Genomic DNA, 15,607 nt, shown 5'->3' with positions numbered 1-15,607 from the left:
ACGTGAAACCGATCGATCCGCGCCTGCTCCGGTACGCCCGCGCCACCCGTGGCTTCCTGGCGGCGGTCGTCGGCCTGGGGGCCTTCGGGGCGGTGCTGGTCATCGCCCAGGCCATGCTCATCGCCGAGATCGTGGTGGGCGCGTTCCAGGACGGGCTGTCCGCCGGTGGACTCGGCACCCCCCTGCTGCTTCTCGTCGTCGTCGCGGCCGGCCGCGGGCTGGTCGGCTGGCTGACCGAGCTGGCCGCGCACCGGGCGAGCGCCGCGGTCAAGTCGGAGCTGCGGGGGCGGCTGCTGGAGCGGGCGACGGCGCTGGGACCGGGGTGGCTGGACGGCCGGCGCACCGGATCGCTGGTCGCCCTGGCCACCCGTGGGGTCGACGCCCTCGACGGCTACTTCTCGCGTTACCTCCCCCAGTTGGGACTCGCGGTGGTCGTCCCGGTGGCGGTGCTGGCGCGGATCGTCACCGAGGAGTGGGTCTCGGCGGCGATCATCGTGGGCACCCTGCCGCTCATCCCGGTCTTCATGGTGCTGATCGGCTGGGCCACCCAGTCCCGGATGGACCGGCAGTGGCTGGTGCTGTCCCGGTTGTCGGGCCACTTCCTGGACGTCGTCGCAGGACTGCCGACGCTGAAGGTCTTCGGACGGGCCAAGGCGCAGGCGGAGTCGATCCGCCGGATCACCGCCGAGTACCGGCGGGCGACCATGCGGACACTGCGGATCGCCTTCATCTCCTCCTTTGCGCTGGAACTGCTCGCCACGCTGTCGGTGGCGCTGGTCGCCGTGACGATCGGAATGCGGCTCGTCTACGGCGAGCTGGATCTCTACACCGGTCTGATCGTCCTGATCCTGGCGCCCGAGGCATATCTGCCGCTGCGGCAGGTCGGCGCCCAGTACCACGCGGCGGCGGAAGGGCTGGGAGCGGCTGAGGACATCTTCTCGGTACTGGAGACGCCCGTGCCCGCGCCGGGGACGGCGGCGGTGCCGACGGGTGCCCTCGCCTTCGAGGACGTGACGGTCCGCCACCCCGGCCGGTCCACGGACGCGGTGACGGGCGTGTCCTTCACCGTCGCCCCTGGGGAGACGGTCGCGCTCGTCGGACCGAGTGGCGCGGGCAAGTCGACCCTGCTGAACGTGCTGCTCGGGTTCGTCCGCCCCACCGGGGGCCGGGTGCGGATCGGGGGAGCCGACCTCGCCGGACTCGACCTCGCCGAGTGGCACGGCCGCGTCGCCTGGGTGCCGCAACGGCCGCACCTGTACGCCGGGACGATCGCCGAGAACGTACGGCTGGCCCGGCCCGACGCGGACGACGACGCCGTGCGGCGCGCCCTGCGGGACGCCGGGGCGCTGGAGTTCGTGGACGCGCTGCCCGACGGTGCCGAAACCGTGCTCGGTGAGGACGGAACGGGACTGTCGGCCGGGCAGCGGCAGCGGCTCGCGCTGGCCCGTGCGTTCCTCGCGGACCGGCCCGTCCTGCTGCTCGACGAGCCGACGGCCGCGCTGGACGGCGCCACCGAGGCCGATGTCGTGGCGGCGGTGCGGCGGCTGGCCGTCGGACGGACGGTGCTGCTCGTGGTGCACCGGCCTGCGCTGCTGGCCGTCGCGGACCGGGTGGTGCGGCTCGCCGAGCCGGCTCCCGCGGGCGTCCACGGGGAGCCCGTACGCCGGGCGGCCGACCCCGCGTCGGCCGCGGAAGCCGGCCCCGTACCGGTCAGCGGGTCCGCCGGTCCCGAGGCGGACACGGTCCCGGGTGGTGTCCTCGCCCGCGTCCGTGCCCTGTCCGGCGCCCGGCGGGGGAGGATCACCCTCGCGCTGCTGCTCGGCACCCTCGCCCTGGGCAGCGCCGTCGGGCTCATGGCGACCTCCGGGTGGCTCATCTCCCGGGCCTCCCAGCAGCCGCCCGTGCTGTATCTGATGATGGCCGTGACGGCGACCCGCGCCTTCGGCATCGGCCGGGCCGTGTTCCGCTACGCCGAGCGGCTCGTGTCGCACGACGCCGTGCTGCGCATGCTGGCCGACACCCGGGTCGCGGTGTACCGGCGCCTTGAGCGGCTGGCGCCCGCCGGACTGCGCGGCACCCGCCGGGGCGACCTGCTCTCCCGGCTGGTCTCCGACGTGGACGCGCTCCAGGACTACTGGCTGCGCTGGCTGCTGCCGGCCGGTGCGGCCGTCGCCGTCTCCGCCCTGTCCGTCGGCTTCACCGCCTGGCTGCTGCCCGAGGCCGGGGCCGTCCTCGCGGCCGGGCTGCTCGCGGCGGGCGCCGGCGTGCCCCTGCTGACCGGTGCCGTGGCCCGGCGTGCGGAGCGCAGGCTGGCACCGGCGCGGGGCGTCCTCGCGACCCGCGTGACCGATCTGCTCACCGGCACCGCCGAGCTGACCGTCGCCGGTGCCCTGCCCGCGCGGGCCGCAGAGGCGCGCCGGGCCGACGGCACGCTCACCCGGATCGCCTCGCGCGCCGCCACCGCCACCGCGCTCGGCGACGGGCTCACCGCGTTGGTCTCCGGACTGACCGTCGCGGGCGCCGCCCTCGTCGGCGTCCAGGCCGTGGCCGCCGGCCGGCTGGACGGTGTGGCCCTCGCCGTCGTCGTCCTCACCCCGCTGGCCGCGTTCGAGGCCGTCCTAGGGATGCCGCTCGCCGTGCAGTACCGGCAGCGGGTGCGCCGGAGCGCCGAGCGCGTGTACGAGGTCCTGGACGCCCCGGTGCCCGTACGGGAACCGGAGGCGCCCCGGCAGGCGCCCGCGTCGCCGTTCCCGCTCGTGGTCGAGGGGCTGGCCGCCCGGCACCCCGGGCAGGACCGGGACGCGCTCGCCGGGGTGGACCTGACGCTGGAACGGGGCCGCCGGATCGCGGTGGTCGGCCCGTCCGGCTCCGGGAAGACGACCCTCGCGCAGGCGCTGCTGCGGTTCCTGGACCCGGACGCGGGCGCCTACACCCTGGCCGGGGTGGACGCGTACGCCCTGGACGGCGACGACGTGCGGAGGCTGGTCGGACTGTGCGCGCAGGACGCGCACCTCTTCAACAGCTCGGTACGGGAGAACCTGCTGCTCGCCAGGAAGGACGCGACCGAGGACGAACTGCGCGACGCTCTTCGCCGGGCCAGGCTGCTGGAGTGGGCCGACGGCCTGCCCGACGGGCTCGACACGCTCGTCGGCGAGCACGGGGCGCGGCTGTCCGGCGGCCAGCGGCAGCGGCTGGCCCTCGCCCGGGCGCTGCTCGCGGACTTCCCCGTGCTGGTGCTGGACGAACCCGCCGAACACCTCGACCTGCCGACCGCCGACGCGCTCACCGCCGACCTGCTGGCCGCCACCGAGGGCCGTACGACGCTGCTCATCACCCACCGGCTGGCCGGTCTGGAGGCGGTGGACGAGGTGGTCGTGCTGGACGAGGGACGGGTGGTGCAGCGCGGTCCGTACGCCGAACTGGTGGCCGCCGCCGGTCCGTTGCGGGCGATGGCACGCCGGGAGGAGCAGGCCGGACTCCTGGTGGCGGCACGCTAGCCCGGTGGACGCCTTCCGCGTGACGGGACGTCAAGCGCGGAGAGAAAGACGGCTGTTCGGCGGTATCGCTGGTCCGTACGGGGCCAGTGGTCCCCCATGTGTACGACATGAACAGGGCCGTGCGCCGGGGTGGGGGCCAGGATCGCAGTCATGCGCTTCACCCGCCGCCATCCGCTGCTCACCGCCGTGCTGCTGTGCGCGCTCGCCGTGGTCGCCGCCCGGCCCGCCGACGGCGACCACGCCCCCGGTCACGGCTCCGTGTCCGGCGTCAGCGCGGAGGTGGCGCGGCTGTACGAGGAAGCGGCGGCGGCGACGGAGCGGTACGAGGCCGGCCGGCGCGAGGCCGAGGAGCAGCGGGCCAAGGGGCAGCGGCTGGAGGAGCGGCTCGGCCGGGAGCGGCGGGAGATGGCCGTGCTGCACGAGGACCTGGGCCGGATCGCGAGCTCCCAGTACCGGGACGGCGGCGGGCTGCCGCTCACCGCGCACATGCTGCTCGCCGACGACCCCGAAGAGCTGATGCGCGGTCAGCGGGTGGTGCGACAGGCGGAGATGTCGCTCGACAATGCGATCGGCAAGAGCGAGCGGGCCGAGGCCCGGCTCGCCCGCGACGAGGCGAAGGCCGCGGCGGCATGGCAGAGACTGGAAGAGCGGAACACGGAGCTCGCCACCCTGCGACAGGGCATCGAGCGGAAGCTCGAAGCGGCGCGGTGGAAACTCCAGGGCCAGGCGGACGCCTCCGTCGCGGCCGGCGCCTGTCGCGGCGCGGTCCGTCTCGACCGGCCCAGGACGCGGTTCACCACCAGCTGGGTGGCGCCGGTGGAGACGTACGAACTGTCCGCCTCCTACGGCAGCGGCGGTGCCCGGTGGGCGAACCGGCACACCGGGCAGGACTTCGCGGTGCCGATCGGCACGCCGGTGCGGGCCGCGGGCGCCGGGGAGGTGGTGAAGGTGTCCTGCGGGGGCGCCTTCGGCATCGAGATCGTGATCCGGCACGCGGGCGGCTACTACACGCAGTACGCCCATCTTGCGGCCGTCGCCGTCGACCAGGGGGAGAGGGTCGAACCCGGACAGTGGATCGGCCAGTCCGGCACCAGCGGCAACTCCACGGGCCCGCATCTGCACTTCGAGGTGCGGGTCACGCCGGAGACGGGGTCGGCGGTGGACCCCGTGCCGTGGCTGGCGCGGCACGGGGTGTCGCTCTGAGCTACGGGTGCTCGTTCAGCAGCCGCTCGATCACCACGGCCACCCCGTCGTCGTTGTTGGCGACCGTGCGGCCCGAGGCGGCGGCGATCACGTCCGGGTGGGCGTTGCCCATCGCGTAGGAACGGCCGGCCCAGGTCAGCATCTCGACGTCGTTCGGCATGTCACCGAAGGCGACGACCTCCTCGTGCGAGATGCCCCGCTCGGCACAGCACAGGGCGAGCGTGCTGGCCTTGGACACCTCGGGGCCGCTGATCTCCAGCAGGGCGCTGGGGCTGGAGCGGGTGACGTTGGCACGGTCGCCGACGGCGAGCCGGGCCAGGGTCAGGAAGGCGTCGGGGTCGAGATCGGGGTGGTGGGCGAGGATCTTGAGCACCGGCTCGCCGGCGGTGTGGGAGTCCGGGGCCAGCAGCTCCTCGGCGGGAGCGAGCGTGTCCGGGACCTCCATGTGCAGCTTCGGGTACGCCGGCTCCTGGTTGAAGCCGAAGGTCTGCTCCACGGCGTACACCGTGCCCGGCGCCGCCTCGCGCAGCAGCCGTACGGCGTCCAGCGCGTTCCTCCGGGGCAGCTCGCGCACCTTCACGAAGCGGTGCGCGCCGGGGCCGCCGTGCAGGTCGACGACGGCCGCGCCGTTGCCGCAGATGGCGAGGCCGTGACCGTGGACGTGGTCGCTGACGACGTCCATCCAGCGGGCCGGGCGGCCGGTGACGAAGAAGACCTCGATGCCCGCCTCCTCGGCGGCGGCGAGCGCGGCGACGGTGCGCGGGGACACCGACTTGTCGTCGCGCAGCAGGGTGCCGTCGAGGTCGGTGGCGATGAGCCGCGGTCGAGTGGGGGCTGCCTGGGTCTCGGGCTGTCGGGTCGCTGAGGTCACCCGGTCATTGTCCCGCATATGCCCGCACGGCCGTGCGGGACTCCGCACATCTGAGTGGTTACCGCCGTCACCAGCGGTCTTTCCCGCACCCCGGGGCAGCCGGGGTCACCGCAGCTGCGCCGGCGCCTCCATGGCGATCCGTTCGAAGACCTTCCGGTCCGCGGCGAAGTCCGAGTCGGGGATGGGCCAGTGGATCACGATCTCGGCGAATCCCAGCTCGGCGTGGCGGCCCGCGAAGTCGACGAAGGCGTCCAGGGACTCCAGCGGACGGCCCCGGTCCGGGGTGAATCCGGTGAGCAGGATCTTGTCCAGCCCGGTCACGTCCCGGCCCAGCTCGGCGCAGGCGTCGGCCAGCTTCTCCGCCTGGCCGCGAATGGCCTGAACCGACTGTTCGGGCGTGCCGTTCTCGTACAGCCGGGGATCGCCCGTGGTCACCCAGGCCTGCCCGTGGCGTGCCGCGAGCCGCAGTCCGCGCGGTCCGGTGGCCGCCACGGCGAACGGCAGCCGGGGCCGCTGCACACAGCCCGGGATGTTGCGCGCCTCGTGCGCCGCGTAGAAGTCGCCCTCGTACGACACCGAGTCCTCGGTGAGCAGCCGGTCGAGCAGCGGGACGAACTCGGCGAAGCGGTCGGCGCGCTCGCGGGGTGTCCAGGGCTCCTGGCCGAGCGCCGTGGCGTCGAAGCCGGTGCCGCCCGCGCCGATCCCGAGCGTGACGCGCCCGCCGGAGATGTCGTCGAGGGAGATGAGCTCCTTGGCGAGGGTCACCGGGTGCCGGAAGTTCGGCGAGGTCACCAGCGTGCCCAGCCGCATCCGGTCGGTCACGGCCGCGGCGGCGGTCAGGGTGGGAACGGCGCCGAACCAGGGGCCGTCCCGGAAGGTGCGCCAGGACAGGTGGTCGTAGGTGTACCCCGTGTGGAAACCGAGTTCCTCGGCGCGCTCCCAGGCCTCACGGCTGCCTTCGTGCCAGCGGCGGTACGGGAGGATCACGGTGCTCAGGCGCAGAGTCATGTCACCGAGCCTATGCGGCGAGCCGTGTTTCACGTGAAACGATCACGCCGTCCGTGTTCCGCCTCAGTGGCTCGCGGGAAACCGCAGATACCGGCTCGGCACGGCCCGGGTCAGCCACACGCCGTTGGCGCTCATGTGGAAGACATGGCCGTCCCGGTGCATGGCGGCCGCGTCCACGGACAGCACGACCGGGCGGCCCCGGCGGGCGCCGACGCGGGTCGCCGTCTCGCGGTCGGCGGAGAGGTGCACGTCGTGCCGGTTCATGGGCCGCAGCCCCTCGGCGCGGATCGCCTCCAGGTTCCGGGCGACGGTGCCGTGGTACAGGTACGGCGGCGGGACGGCCGGTGCCAGGCCGAGGTCGACCTCGACGCTGTGGCCCTGGCTGGCGCGGATCCGGGTGCCCTCGACGGCGAAGCGCCGCTTGTCGTTGGCGGCGACGACATGGTCCAGTTCCTCCCGGGTGAACCGGAAGCCGTGCGCGGACGCCGCGGCGATCAGCGCCTCGATCTCGACCCAGCCGCCCTCGTCGAGGGCGAGCCCGATCCTCTCGGGCTGATGGCGCAGATGCTTGGAGAGGTACTTCGACACCTTCACGGTGCGTCTTTCATCCATCCGTCCAGATTGCCGGGAGAGACGCGCATCACGCGATCGATTTAGCTCCAGAGGTTTGATCCACAGCCAAGTACGGTTATCCACAGGAGAATTGGCGCTCACTGTGGACAACCGGCCTCACACCGGCCGGCCTCACATCGGCGGCTTCACCCGCGCGATCCTCCGCAGCACCTCCGGCATCCACCGCGACAGCGCGTACGCCGTCCGTGCCTCCGGGGTGACCGGCACCACCGCCTCGTCACGCGCCACCGCCCGCAGGATCGCGGCGGCGACCTTCTCCGGCGGATAGTTCCGCAGTCCGTACAGGCGGGCCGCCCGCTTGCGCAGCCGCCGCTCCTCCTCGGCGTCCACACCCGCGAAGCGCGCGGTGGAGGTGATGGAGGTGTTCACGAAACCGGGGCACACCGCCGTCACACCGATGTCCCGGCCCGACAGCTCCGCCCGCAGGCACTCGTTCAGCATCAGCACCGCCGCCTTGGACGTGCTGTAGGCGGGCAGCGCCCTGGACGGCTGGAACGCCGCCGCCGAGGCGACGTTGACGATGTGGCCGCCCTGTCCGCGCTCGGCCATCCGCCGCCCGAAGAGCCGGCAGCCGTGGATCACCCCCCACAGATTGACGTCGAGGACCTTCCTCCAGTCCTCCGGGGTGGTGTCGAAGAAGGAGCCGCCCAGCCCGATGCCGGCGTTGTTCACCAGCACGTCCACCACGCCGTACTCGGTGGTGACCCGCTCGGCGAGCTTCTCCATGGCCTGCTCGTCGGACACGTCCGCCGTCTCCGCCCAGGCCGCCGCCGCTCCGCGACCGCGGGCCTCCCCGGCGGTACGGGCCGCGGCCTCCGCGTCCCGGTCGACCGCCAGCACGCGCGCGCCCGCCTCCGCGAAGGCGAGCGCGGTCGCCCGCCCGATCCCGCTGCCCGCCCCGGTGACCAGGACCAGCTGCCCGCCGAAGCGGTCGGCGTACCGGCCCGGAGGCGTCACCTCCGGCCGGCCGTCCTCCACGGACGCCACGAACTCGCCGATCCACGTCGCCAGCAGGTCGGGGCGGGTGCGCGGGATCCAGTGCCGGGCCGGCAGCGTCCGCCGGGTCAGCCGCGGCGCCCACAGCTCCAGGTCCTCGTGGAGCCGCTCCGAGAGGAAAGCGTCCCCCAGCGGCGTGATGAGCTGCACGGGCGCGTGCGCGTGGGCGTCCGCGCGCGGGCTGCGCAGCCGGGGACGCACGTTGTCCCGGTAGAGCCAGGCCCCGTGGGCCGCGTCCGACGGCAGGGACGGGGTCGGGTAGCCGCCGCCGGCGGGCACCTTCTCGACGCGCTCCAGGATCCGCGGCCAGCGTCTGCCCAGGGGGCCGCGCCAGGCGAGTTCGGGCAGCACGGGCGTGTGCAGCAGGTACACGTACCAGGACTTGGCGCCCTGGCCCAGCAGCTGGCCGACCCGGCGTGGGGTGGGCCGCTTCAGACGGCGGTTGATCCAGTGCCCGAAGTGGTCGAGCGACGGCCCCGACATCGACGTGAAGGAGGCGATCCGCCCCGCGGTGCGCCCGACCGTGACGAACTCCCAGGACTGCACCGAACCCCAGTCGTGCCCCACCAGATGCACCGGCCGGTCCGGGCTGACCGCGTCGGCGACGGCCAGGAAGTCGTCGGTCAGCTTATCCAGGGTGAACCCGCCGCGCAGCGGGCGCGGCGCCGTGGACCGGCCGTGGCCCCGGACGTCGTACGCCACGACGTGGAAACGCTCGGCGAGCCGGGACGCGACCTCCGACCACACCTCCTTGCTGTCCGGGTAGCCGTGCACCAGGACGACCGTCGGCCGCCCGCGCTCACCCAGCTCGGCCACGCACAGCTCGACCCCGCCCGTACGCACCCGGCGCTCCCGCGCCCCCCTCAGTCCCGTCACACCGGCGAATGTGGCAGTTGTCGCGGAGCCCGTCAACGGTGCCCCGGAGCCTGTGCATAACTCTCAGGCAGGGCTCCCCTACGGGCCCGTACGACTCCAGACGGACACCAAGACGGCTCTCCGGTCTGACGACCGGAGTGGTACGGGTCACTAGTGTCATGGACGTGACTGTGATCGTGACCGAAAGCCTGAGCAAGCGGTTCCCCCGGGTGACCGCTCTTGACCGGCTCTCCGTGGACGTCGGGCCCGGTGTGACCGGACTCGTCGGAGCCAATGGAGCCGGCAAGTCCACACTGATCAAGATCCTGCTGGGTCTGTCCCCCGCCACCGAGGGCCGCGCCGAAGTGCTCGGACTCGACGTCGCCACCGAGGGCGCCGCCATCCGTGAACGGGTCGGCTACATGCCGGAGCACGACTGCCTGCCGCCGGACGTCTCGGCCACCGAGTTCGTCGTCCACATGGCGCGCATGTCCGGCCTGCCGCCCACCGCCGCGCGGGAGCGCACCGCGGACACCCTGCGCCACGTCGGCCTCTACGAGGAGCGCTACCGCCCCATGGGCGGCTACTCCACCGGCATGAAGCAGCGGGTGAAGCTCGCGCAGGCCCTCGTGCACGACCCCCGGCTGGTCTTCCTGGACGAGCCCACCAACGGCCTCGACCCGGTCGGCCGCGACGAGATGCTCGGCCTGATCCGCCGCATCCACACCGATTTCGGCATCTCGGTCCTGGTCACCTCCCACCTGCTGGGCGAACTGGAGCGCACCTGCGACCACGTCGTGGTCGTCGACGGCGGCAAGCTGCTGCGCTCCAGCTCCACCACGGACTTCACCCAGAACACCACGACCCTCGCGATCGAGGTCACCGACACCGACGAGCACCCGGACGGCACCCGCGCGGTGCGCGACGCGCTCCACGCGCGCGGGGTGACCGTCGAGGACGGCAGCGGACTGCCGGGCGCCGGACACATCCTGCTGCTCACCGCGCAGGGCGAGGACACCTACGACCTGGTCCGCGACGTCATCGCGGACCTCGGCCTCGGCCTGGTGCGCATGGAACAGCGCCGGCACCACATCTCCGAGGTCTTCAAGGACGACGCGGACAGCGACGCGCAGCGGAAGGAGGCGGTCGGCCATGGCAACTGAGCAGTCCATGCAGACACCAGCCACTGCATCGGGTGACACCCGTATCCACAACATCGGCTACCGCTCCTACGACGGCCCGCGCCTCGGCCGCTCCTACGCGAGGCTCTCGCTGTACTCGCAGTCCCTGCGCGGCGCCTACGGCCTCGGCCGCTCGGTGAAGTCCAAGGTGCTGCCGATGCTGCTGTTCGTGGTGATGTGCGTGCCCGCCGCCATCATGGTGGCCGTCGCCGTCGCCACCAAGACCAAGGAACTGCCCCTCGACTACACCCGCTACGCGATCGTCATGCAGGCCGTCATCAGCCTGTACGTCGCCTCGCAGGCGCCCCAGTCCGTCTCGCGCGACCTGCGCTTCAAGACCGTACCGCTGTACTTCTCGCGGCCCATCGAGACCGCCGACTACGTACGCGCCAAGTTCGCCGCGCTGGCGTCGGCCCTGTTCGTCCTCACCGCCGCTCCCCTGCTGGTGCTGTACATCGGCGCGCTGCTGGCCGAGCTCGACTTCACCGACCAGACCAAGGGATTCGCGCAGGGACTCGTCTCCGTGGCACTGCTCTCGCTGCTCTTCGCCGGCATCGGCCTGGTCATCGCCTCGGTCACCCCGCGCCGCGGCTTCGGCATCGCGGCCGTCATCGCCGTACTGACCATCTCCTACGGTGCGGTCTCCACCCTCCAGGCGATCGCGGAGACCCAGAACAGCGGCGACGGCATCGCCTGGATCGGCCTGTTCTCGCCGATCACCCTCATCGACGGCGTGCAGTCCGCCTTCCTGGGAGCGAGCTCCGCCTTCCCGGGCGGGGTGGGCCCGAGCAACGCCGAGGGCGTCGTCTACGTCCTGTTCACCCTCGGCCTGATCGCCGCGAGCTACGGCCTCCTGGTGCGTCGCTACAAGAAGGTGGGATTGTGACCACGCTCAGCATCGACCACGTCTCCCGCTGGTTCGGCAACGTGGTCGCCGTCAACGACATCACCATGACCATCGGCCCCGGCGTCACCGGTCTGCTCGGCCCCAACGGCGCCGGGAAGTCCACCCTCATCAACATGATGGGCGGCTTCCTCGCCCCCTCCACCGGCACCGTCACCCTCGACGGACAGCAGGTGTGGCGCAACGAGGCCATCTACCGGCACATCGGCATCGTTCCCGAGCGCGAGGCGATGTACGACTTCCTCACCGGCCGCGAATTCGTCCTCGCCAACGCCGAACTCCACGGTCTGGGTGCCAAGGCCGCCCAGCAGGCGCTGGCCACGGTCGAGATGGAGTACGCGCAGGACCGCAAGATCGCCACGTACTCCAAGGGCATGCGGCAGCGCGTGAAGATGGCGTCCGCGCTGGTCCACCAGCCGTCGCTGCTCCTCCTCGACGAGCCCTTCAACGGCATGGACCCGCGTCAGCGCATGCAGCTCATGGACCTGCTGCGGCGGATGGGCGACGAAGGCCGCACCGTGCTGTTCTCCTCCCACATCCTGGAAGAGGTCGAACAGCTCGCCTGGCACATCGAGGTCGTCGTCGCCGGCCGGCACGCGGCCAGCGGTGACTTCCGCAGGATCCGCCGCCTGATGACGGACCGCCCGCACCGCTACCTGGTGCGCTCCAGCGACGACCGCGCCCTCGCGGCCGCGCTGATCGCCGACCCGTCGACGTCCGGCATCGAGGTCGACCACGCCGAGGGCGCGCTGCGCATCCAGGCCGTCGACTTCGGCCGCTTCACCGCCCTGCTGCCGAAGGTCGCGCGCGAGCACGGCATCCGGCTGCTCACGGTCTCGCCGTCCGACGAGTCCCTCGAGTCCGTCTTCTCGTATCTCGTCGCCGCGTAGGAGGCCGAAGATGTACGACCCCACAGTCGCCCGGCTCACCTACCGGGCCCTGCTCGGCCGTCGCCGGGCCCTCATCCTGGGCGCCCTGCCCCTGCTGCTGATCGCGATCTCCCTGGCGGTGCGCGCCCTCGCCGGCGCCGACGACCAGACCGCGGCCGACGTCCTCGGCGGGCTCGCGCTCGCCACCATGGTGCCGATCATCGGTGTCATCGCCGGAACCGGAGCCATCGGTCCCGAGATCGACGACGGCTCGGTGGTCTACCTGCTGTCCAAGCCGATCAAGCGGCCGACCATCATCTACACCAAGCTGATCGTCGCGATCGCCGTCACCATGGTGTTCTCGGCGGTGCCGACCCTGATCGCGGGCTTCATCCTGAACGGCAACGGCCAGCAGGTCGCCGTCGCCTACACCGTGGCCGCGCTGGTCGCCTCCATCGCGTACGCGGCGCTCTTCCTGCTGCTCGGCACGGTCTCGCGGCACGCGGTGGTGTTCGGGCTGGTCTACGCGCTGGTCTGGGAGGCGCTGTTCGGCTCCCTGGTGCCGGGCGCGCGCACGCTGAGCGTCCAGCAGTGGTCGCTGGCGGTGGCGCAGAAGGTCTCCGGGGGTGACCTGGTCACCTCGGACGTGGGTCTGACGACCGCGACGGTGCTGCTGGCCGCGGTCACCGTGCTGGCCACCTGGTACGCCGGGCAGAAGCTGCGGTCGCTGACGCTCGCCGGCGAGGAGTGAGGAGCCCTCGCGTGTTTATTCGGTGGCGTCCGGCTTGCCCGGCGGGCAGAGTGGTTGTGTCCGCATCGCCGGGAAAGTCCGGCGTCATCTGCGGGGAGGGGAGCGGGACGGTGTCCATGCACGGCACGTCCCACTCCTGTCAGGGCAGCCCGTGGCTGACTCCGGAGTCGTCCCTACTGCTCCGTTGAGTCCGCCCGTACGGGGAACTGCCCGGGGCGGCCGCTTCGAGCACGCGCAGTCAGTCGCGTGGGCCGCCCTTCCCGACTTCGTTGTGGCGGGGCGGGTGGGGCTGCGCAGCCCTGCGCCTGCGGAGTGCCCCCCACTCTCGACTTCGCTCGAGCGGGAAGGACCCCCATGAGCGGGAGGTGCCCCCGCCGCCCACCCGTGCCGCTGGGGGCACCTCCCAGGCCCTTTGGGCACTGAGGGGAGGCACGATTGCCCGCAGTCACGCGAGCAGCCGCTCCACCACTACCGCGATGCCGTCGTCCTCGTTGGAGGTGGTCACCTCGTCGGCCACCGCCTTCAGTTCCTCGTGGGCGTTGGCCATGGCCACGCCGTGGGCGGACCAGGCGAACATCGGGATGTCGTTGGGCATGTCGCCGAAGGCGATCGTCTCCGCGGCCTTCATGCCCAGCCGGCGTGCCGCCAGTGACAGCCCCGTGGCCTTGGACAGGCCGAGCGGGAGCAGTTCGACGATGCCCTCGCCCGCCATGGTGACGGTGACGAACCCGCCCGCCGTGCGGGTGGCCGCGTCGGCGAGCTCGTCCGAGGTCAGCGTCGGGTGCTGGATGTACAGCTTGTTCAGGGGCGCCGTCCACAGGTCCGACGCGTCCGTGAACGGGGTCGCGGGCAGCCCGCCCACGACCTCGTAACCGGGACCGACCAGCACCTCGCCGTCCAGACCGTCGCGGCTCGCCGCCAGGTACAGCGGGCCGGTCTCCGCCTCGATCTTGGCCAGCGCCACTCCGGCCAGCTGCCGGTCCAGGGTCACCGACGTCAGCAGGCGGTGCGCCCCGGCGTCGTACACCTGGGCGCCCTGGCCGCAGACGGCGAGGCCCTCGTAGCCGAGGTCGTCGAGTATGGGACGGGTCCAGGGCACCGCGCGGCCGGTGACGACGATGTGTGCGGCGCCCGCCGCGGTGGCCGCGGCGAGCGCGTCACGGGTGCGGCGGGAGACCGAGTGGTCGTCCCGCAGCAGCGTGCCGTCGAGGTCGGTGGCGATGAGCCGGTACGGGAAGGGCGCGGGGGTGGTGCTCACTTGGTGACCGGCTCCAGGATCTCCCGGCCGCCCAGGTACGGACGCAGCACTTCGGGCACGCGCACGGAGCCGTCGGCCTGCTGGTGGTTCTCCAGGATCGCCACGATCGTGCGCGGTACGGCGCACAGCGTGCCGTTGAGCGTGGCCAGCGGGCGCACCTTCTTGTCCTCACGGACGCGGATCGACAGCCGGCGCGACTGGAACTCGGTGCAGTCCGAGGTCGAGGTCAGCTCGCGGTACTTGCCCTGGGTCGGGATCCACGCCTCGCAGTCGTACTTACGCGCGGCCGAGGAGCCCAGGTCGCCCGAGGCGACGTCGATCACGCGGAACGGCAGCTCCAGCGAGGTCAGCCACTGCTTCTCCCACTCCAGCAGCCGCTGGTGCTCCGCCCGGGAGTCCTCCGGGGCGACGTACGAGAACATCTCGACCTTGTCGAACTGGTGCACGCGGAAGATGCCCCGGGTGTCCTTGCCGTGCGAGCCGGCCTCGCGGCGGAAGCAGGGCGAGAAGCCCGCGTACCGCAGCGGCAGCCGGTCGGCGTCGATGATCTCGTCCATGTGGTACGCGGCCAGCGCCACCTCGGACGTGCCGACCAGGTAGAGGTCGTCCTTGTCGAGGTGGTAGACGTCCTGGGCCGCCTGGCCGAGGAAGCCGGTGCCCGCCATCGACTGGGGGCGCACCAGCGCGGGGGTCAGCATCGGCGTGAAGCCGGCGGCCGTGGCCTGCGCCATCGCGGCGTTCACCAGGGCGAGTTCGAGCAGCGCGCCGACGCCGGTCAGGAAGTAGAAGCGGGAGCCCGAGACCTTGGCGCCGCGCTCGACGTCGATGGCGCCGAGGAGCTGGCCGAGCTCCAGGTGGTCCTTGGGCGCGAAGCCCTCGGCGTCGAAGTCACGGATGTCGCCGTGTGTCTCCAGCGTGACGAAGTCCTCCTCGCCGCCGACGGGCACGTCGGGGTGGACGAGGTTGCTCAGCCTGAGCAGCAGCTCCTGGGTCTCGCTCGCGGCGGTGTCGCGGTCGGCGTCGGCCGCCTTGACGTCGGCGGCGAGCTGGCCGGCCCGCTTCAGCAGCTCGGCCTTCTCGTCACCGGCCGCCTTGGGGATGAGCTTGCCGAGCGACTTCTGCTCGGCGCGCAGCTCGTCGAAGCGGACGCCGGACGACCTGCGCCGCTCGTCGGCAGACAGGAGGGCGTCGACGAGCGCGACGTCCTCTCCACGGGCGCGCTGCGAAGCACGCACACGGTCGGGGTCCTCACGAAGCAGGCGAAGGTCAATCACGCGGTCAAGGCTACCGGTGCGGGGTGACGCCTCACGACTCACTATTGCGGTGCGGCGACGCACGTGCCGTTATGAGGGAATTGCGCAGAATGTTCCGCAAGGTCAATGAATGGGGCGCTCCCCCTGGAACGGGTCAGTTCGCGGGACGTCGGTTGACCAGGATTCCTTGCGCGGCACGGAACTTGGGCTTCGGTTGTCCACAGGTATCCACACTCTCGGGGAGTTATCCACAGGGTGTGGGGAAGGTCTGTGGACTCCGGAATTGATCGCTCCGAAACGTCTGATCAAAGCCGAGGATTCCCAGGAC

12 protein-coding genes are annotated in these 15,607 nt (G+C 72.3%); 6 read left to right on the top strand and 6 right to left on the bottom strand.

All coding sequences use genetic code 11. The features are described 5' to 3' along the window. The first annotated feature begins 2 nt into the window (after positions 1–2). Together cydD and ACFV5H_RS02415 are read left to right on the top strand one after the other, a co-directional pair. Entirely contained in the window at positions 3–3,497 is a 3,495-nt protein-coding gene (cydD, locus tag ACFV5H_RS02420; RefSeq protein ID WP_385046982.1) for a thiol reductant ABC exporter subunit CydD, read from the top strand. A gap of 150 nt (positions 3,498–3,647) precedes the next feature. After that, on the top strand, positions 3,648–4,700 hold the full coding sequence (locus tag ACFV5H_RS02415) for a M23 family metallopeptidase (RefSeq protein ID WP_385046985.1): 1,053 nt from the start codon (positions 3,648–3,650) through the stop codon (positions 4,698–4,700). 1 nt (position 4,701) lies between these two features. On the opposite strand, the gene ACFV5H_RS02410 is transcribed toward ACFV5H_RS02415, so the two are convergent. From ACFV5H_RS02410 to ACFV5H_RS02395, 4 genes are all read right to left on the bottom strand, one after another. Continuing rightward, positions 4,702–5,589, bottom strand: coding sequence for an HAD hydrolase family protein (locus ACFV5H_RS02410; RefSeq protein ID WP_385046988.1), 888 nt, complete (start codon positions 5,587–5,589; stop codon positions 4,702–4,704). A gap of 87 nt (positions 5,590–5,676) precedes the next feature. Then, on the bottom strand, positions 5,677–6,579 hold the full coding sequence (locus tag ACFV5H_RS02405) for an LLM class flavin-dependent oxidoreductase (protein ID WP_385046991.1): 903 nt from the start codon (positions 6,577–6,579) through the stop codon (positions 5,677–5,679). Positions 6,580–6,642: 63 nt separating this feature from the next. Then, positions 6,643–7,191: an RNA 2'-phosphotransferase gene (locus ACFV5H_RS02400; RefSeq protein WP_385046994.1), complete on the bottom strand. Its 549-nt coding sequence runs from the start codon at positions 7,189–7,191 to the stop codon at positions 6,643–6,645. A 132-nt stretch (positions 7,192–7,323) separates the two neighbouring features. Beyond that, positions 7,324–9,084, bottom strand: coding sequence for an SDR family oxidoreductase (locus tag ACFV5H_RS02395; RefSeq protein ID WP_385192357.1), 1,761 nt, complete (start codon positions 9,082–9,084; stop codon positions 7,324–7,326). A 158-nt stretch (positions 9,085–9,242) separates the two neighbouring features. Between ACFV5H_RS02395 and ACFV5H_RS02390 the strand changes: the two genes are divergently transcribed. The 4 genes from ACFV5H_RS02390 to ACFV5H_RS02375 are packed head-to-tail and all read left to right on the top strand — an operon-like array spanning position 9,243 to position 12,768. Then, positions 9,243–10,226 carry an ABC transporter ATP-binding protein gene (locus ACFV5H_RS02390; RefSeq protein WP_385047000.1) on the top strand — a complete coding sequence of 328 codons (984 nt, stop codon included), beginning with the start codon at positions 9,243–9,245 and terminating at the stop codon, positions 10,224–10,226. Continuing rightward, positions 10,216–11,130: an ABC transporter permease gene (locus ACFV5H_RS02385; RefSeq protein WP_385047003.1), complete on the top strand. Its 915-nt coding sequence runs from the start codon at positions 10,216–10,218 to the stop codon at positions 11,128–11,130. The genes ACFV5H_RS02390 and ACFV5H_RS02385 overlap by 11 nt, the downstream gene beginning before the upstream one ends. Continuing rightward, positions 11,127–12,038, top strand: a complete 912-nt coding sequence (locus ACFV5H_RS02380; RefSeq protein ID WP_385047006.1) for an ABC transporter ATP-binding protein — start codon at positions 11,127–11,129, stop codon at positions 12,036–12,038. The genes ACFV5H_RS02385 and ACFV5H_RS02380 overlap by 4 nt, the downstream gene beginning before the upstream one ends. A 10-nt stretch (positions 12,039–12,048) precedes the next feature. Further along, on the top strand, positions 12,049–12,768 hold the full coding sequence (locus ACFV5H_RS02375; protein WP_073933376.1) for an ABC transporter permease subunit: 720 nt from the start codon (positions 12,049–12,051) through the stop codon (positions 12,766–12,768). A gap of 445 nt (positions 12,769–13,213) precedes the next feature. Here the strand turns inward: ACFV5H_RS02375 and ACFV5H_RS02370 are convergent, their stop codons facing one another. Beyond that, on the bottom strand, positions 13,214–14,026 hold the full coding sequence (locus tag ACFV5H_RS02370; RefSeq protein WP_385047009.1) for an HAD family hydrolase: 813 nt from the start codon (positions 14,024–14,026) through the stop codon (positions 13,214–13,216). Then, positions 14,023–15,300 carry a serine--tRNA ligase gene (serS, locus tag ACFV5H_RS02365; protein WP_385047012.1) on the bottom strand — a complete coding sequence of 426 codons (1,278 nt, stop codon included), beginning with the start codon at positions 15,298–15,300 and terminating at the stop codon, positions 14,023–14,025. Before serS ends, ACFV5H_RS02370 begins: the two co-directional genes overlap by 4 nt. Positions 15,301–15,607: the final 307 nt, after the last annotated feature.

It is taken from the genome of Streptomyces sp. NPDC059787, from assembly GCF_042732315.1.
Classification (GTDB): domain Bacteria; phylum Actinomycetota; class Actinomycetes; order Streptomycetales; family Streptomycetaceae; genus Streptomyces; species Streptomyces atrovirens.
The sequence above is the reverse complement of the archived record's forward strand: the minus strand, read 5'-3'. Positions and strand labels throughout refer to the sequence as shown.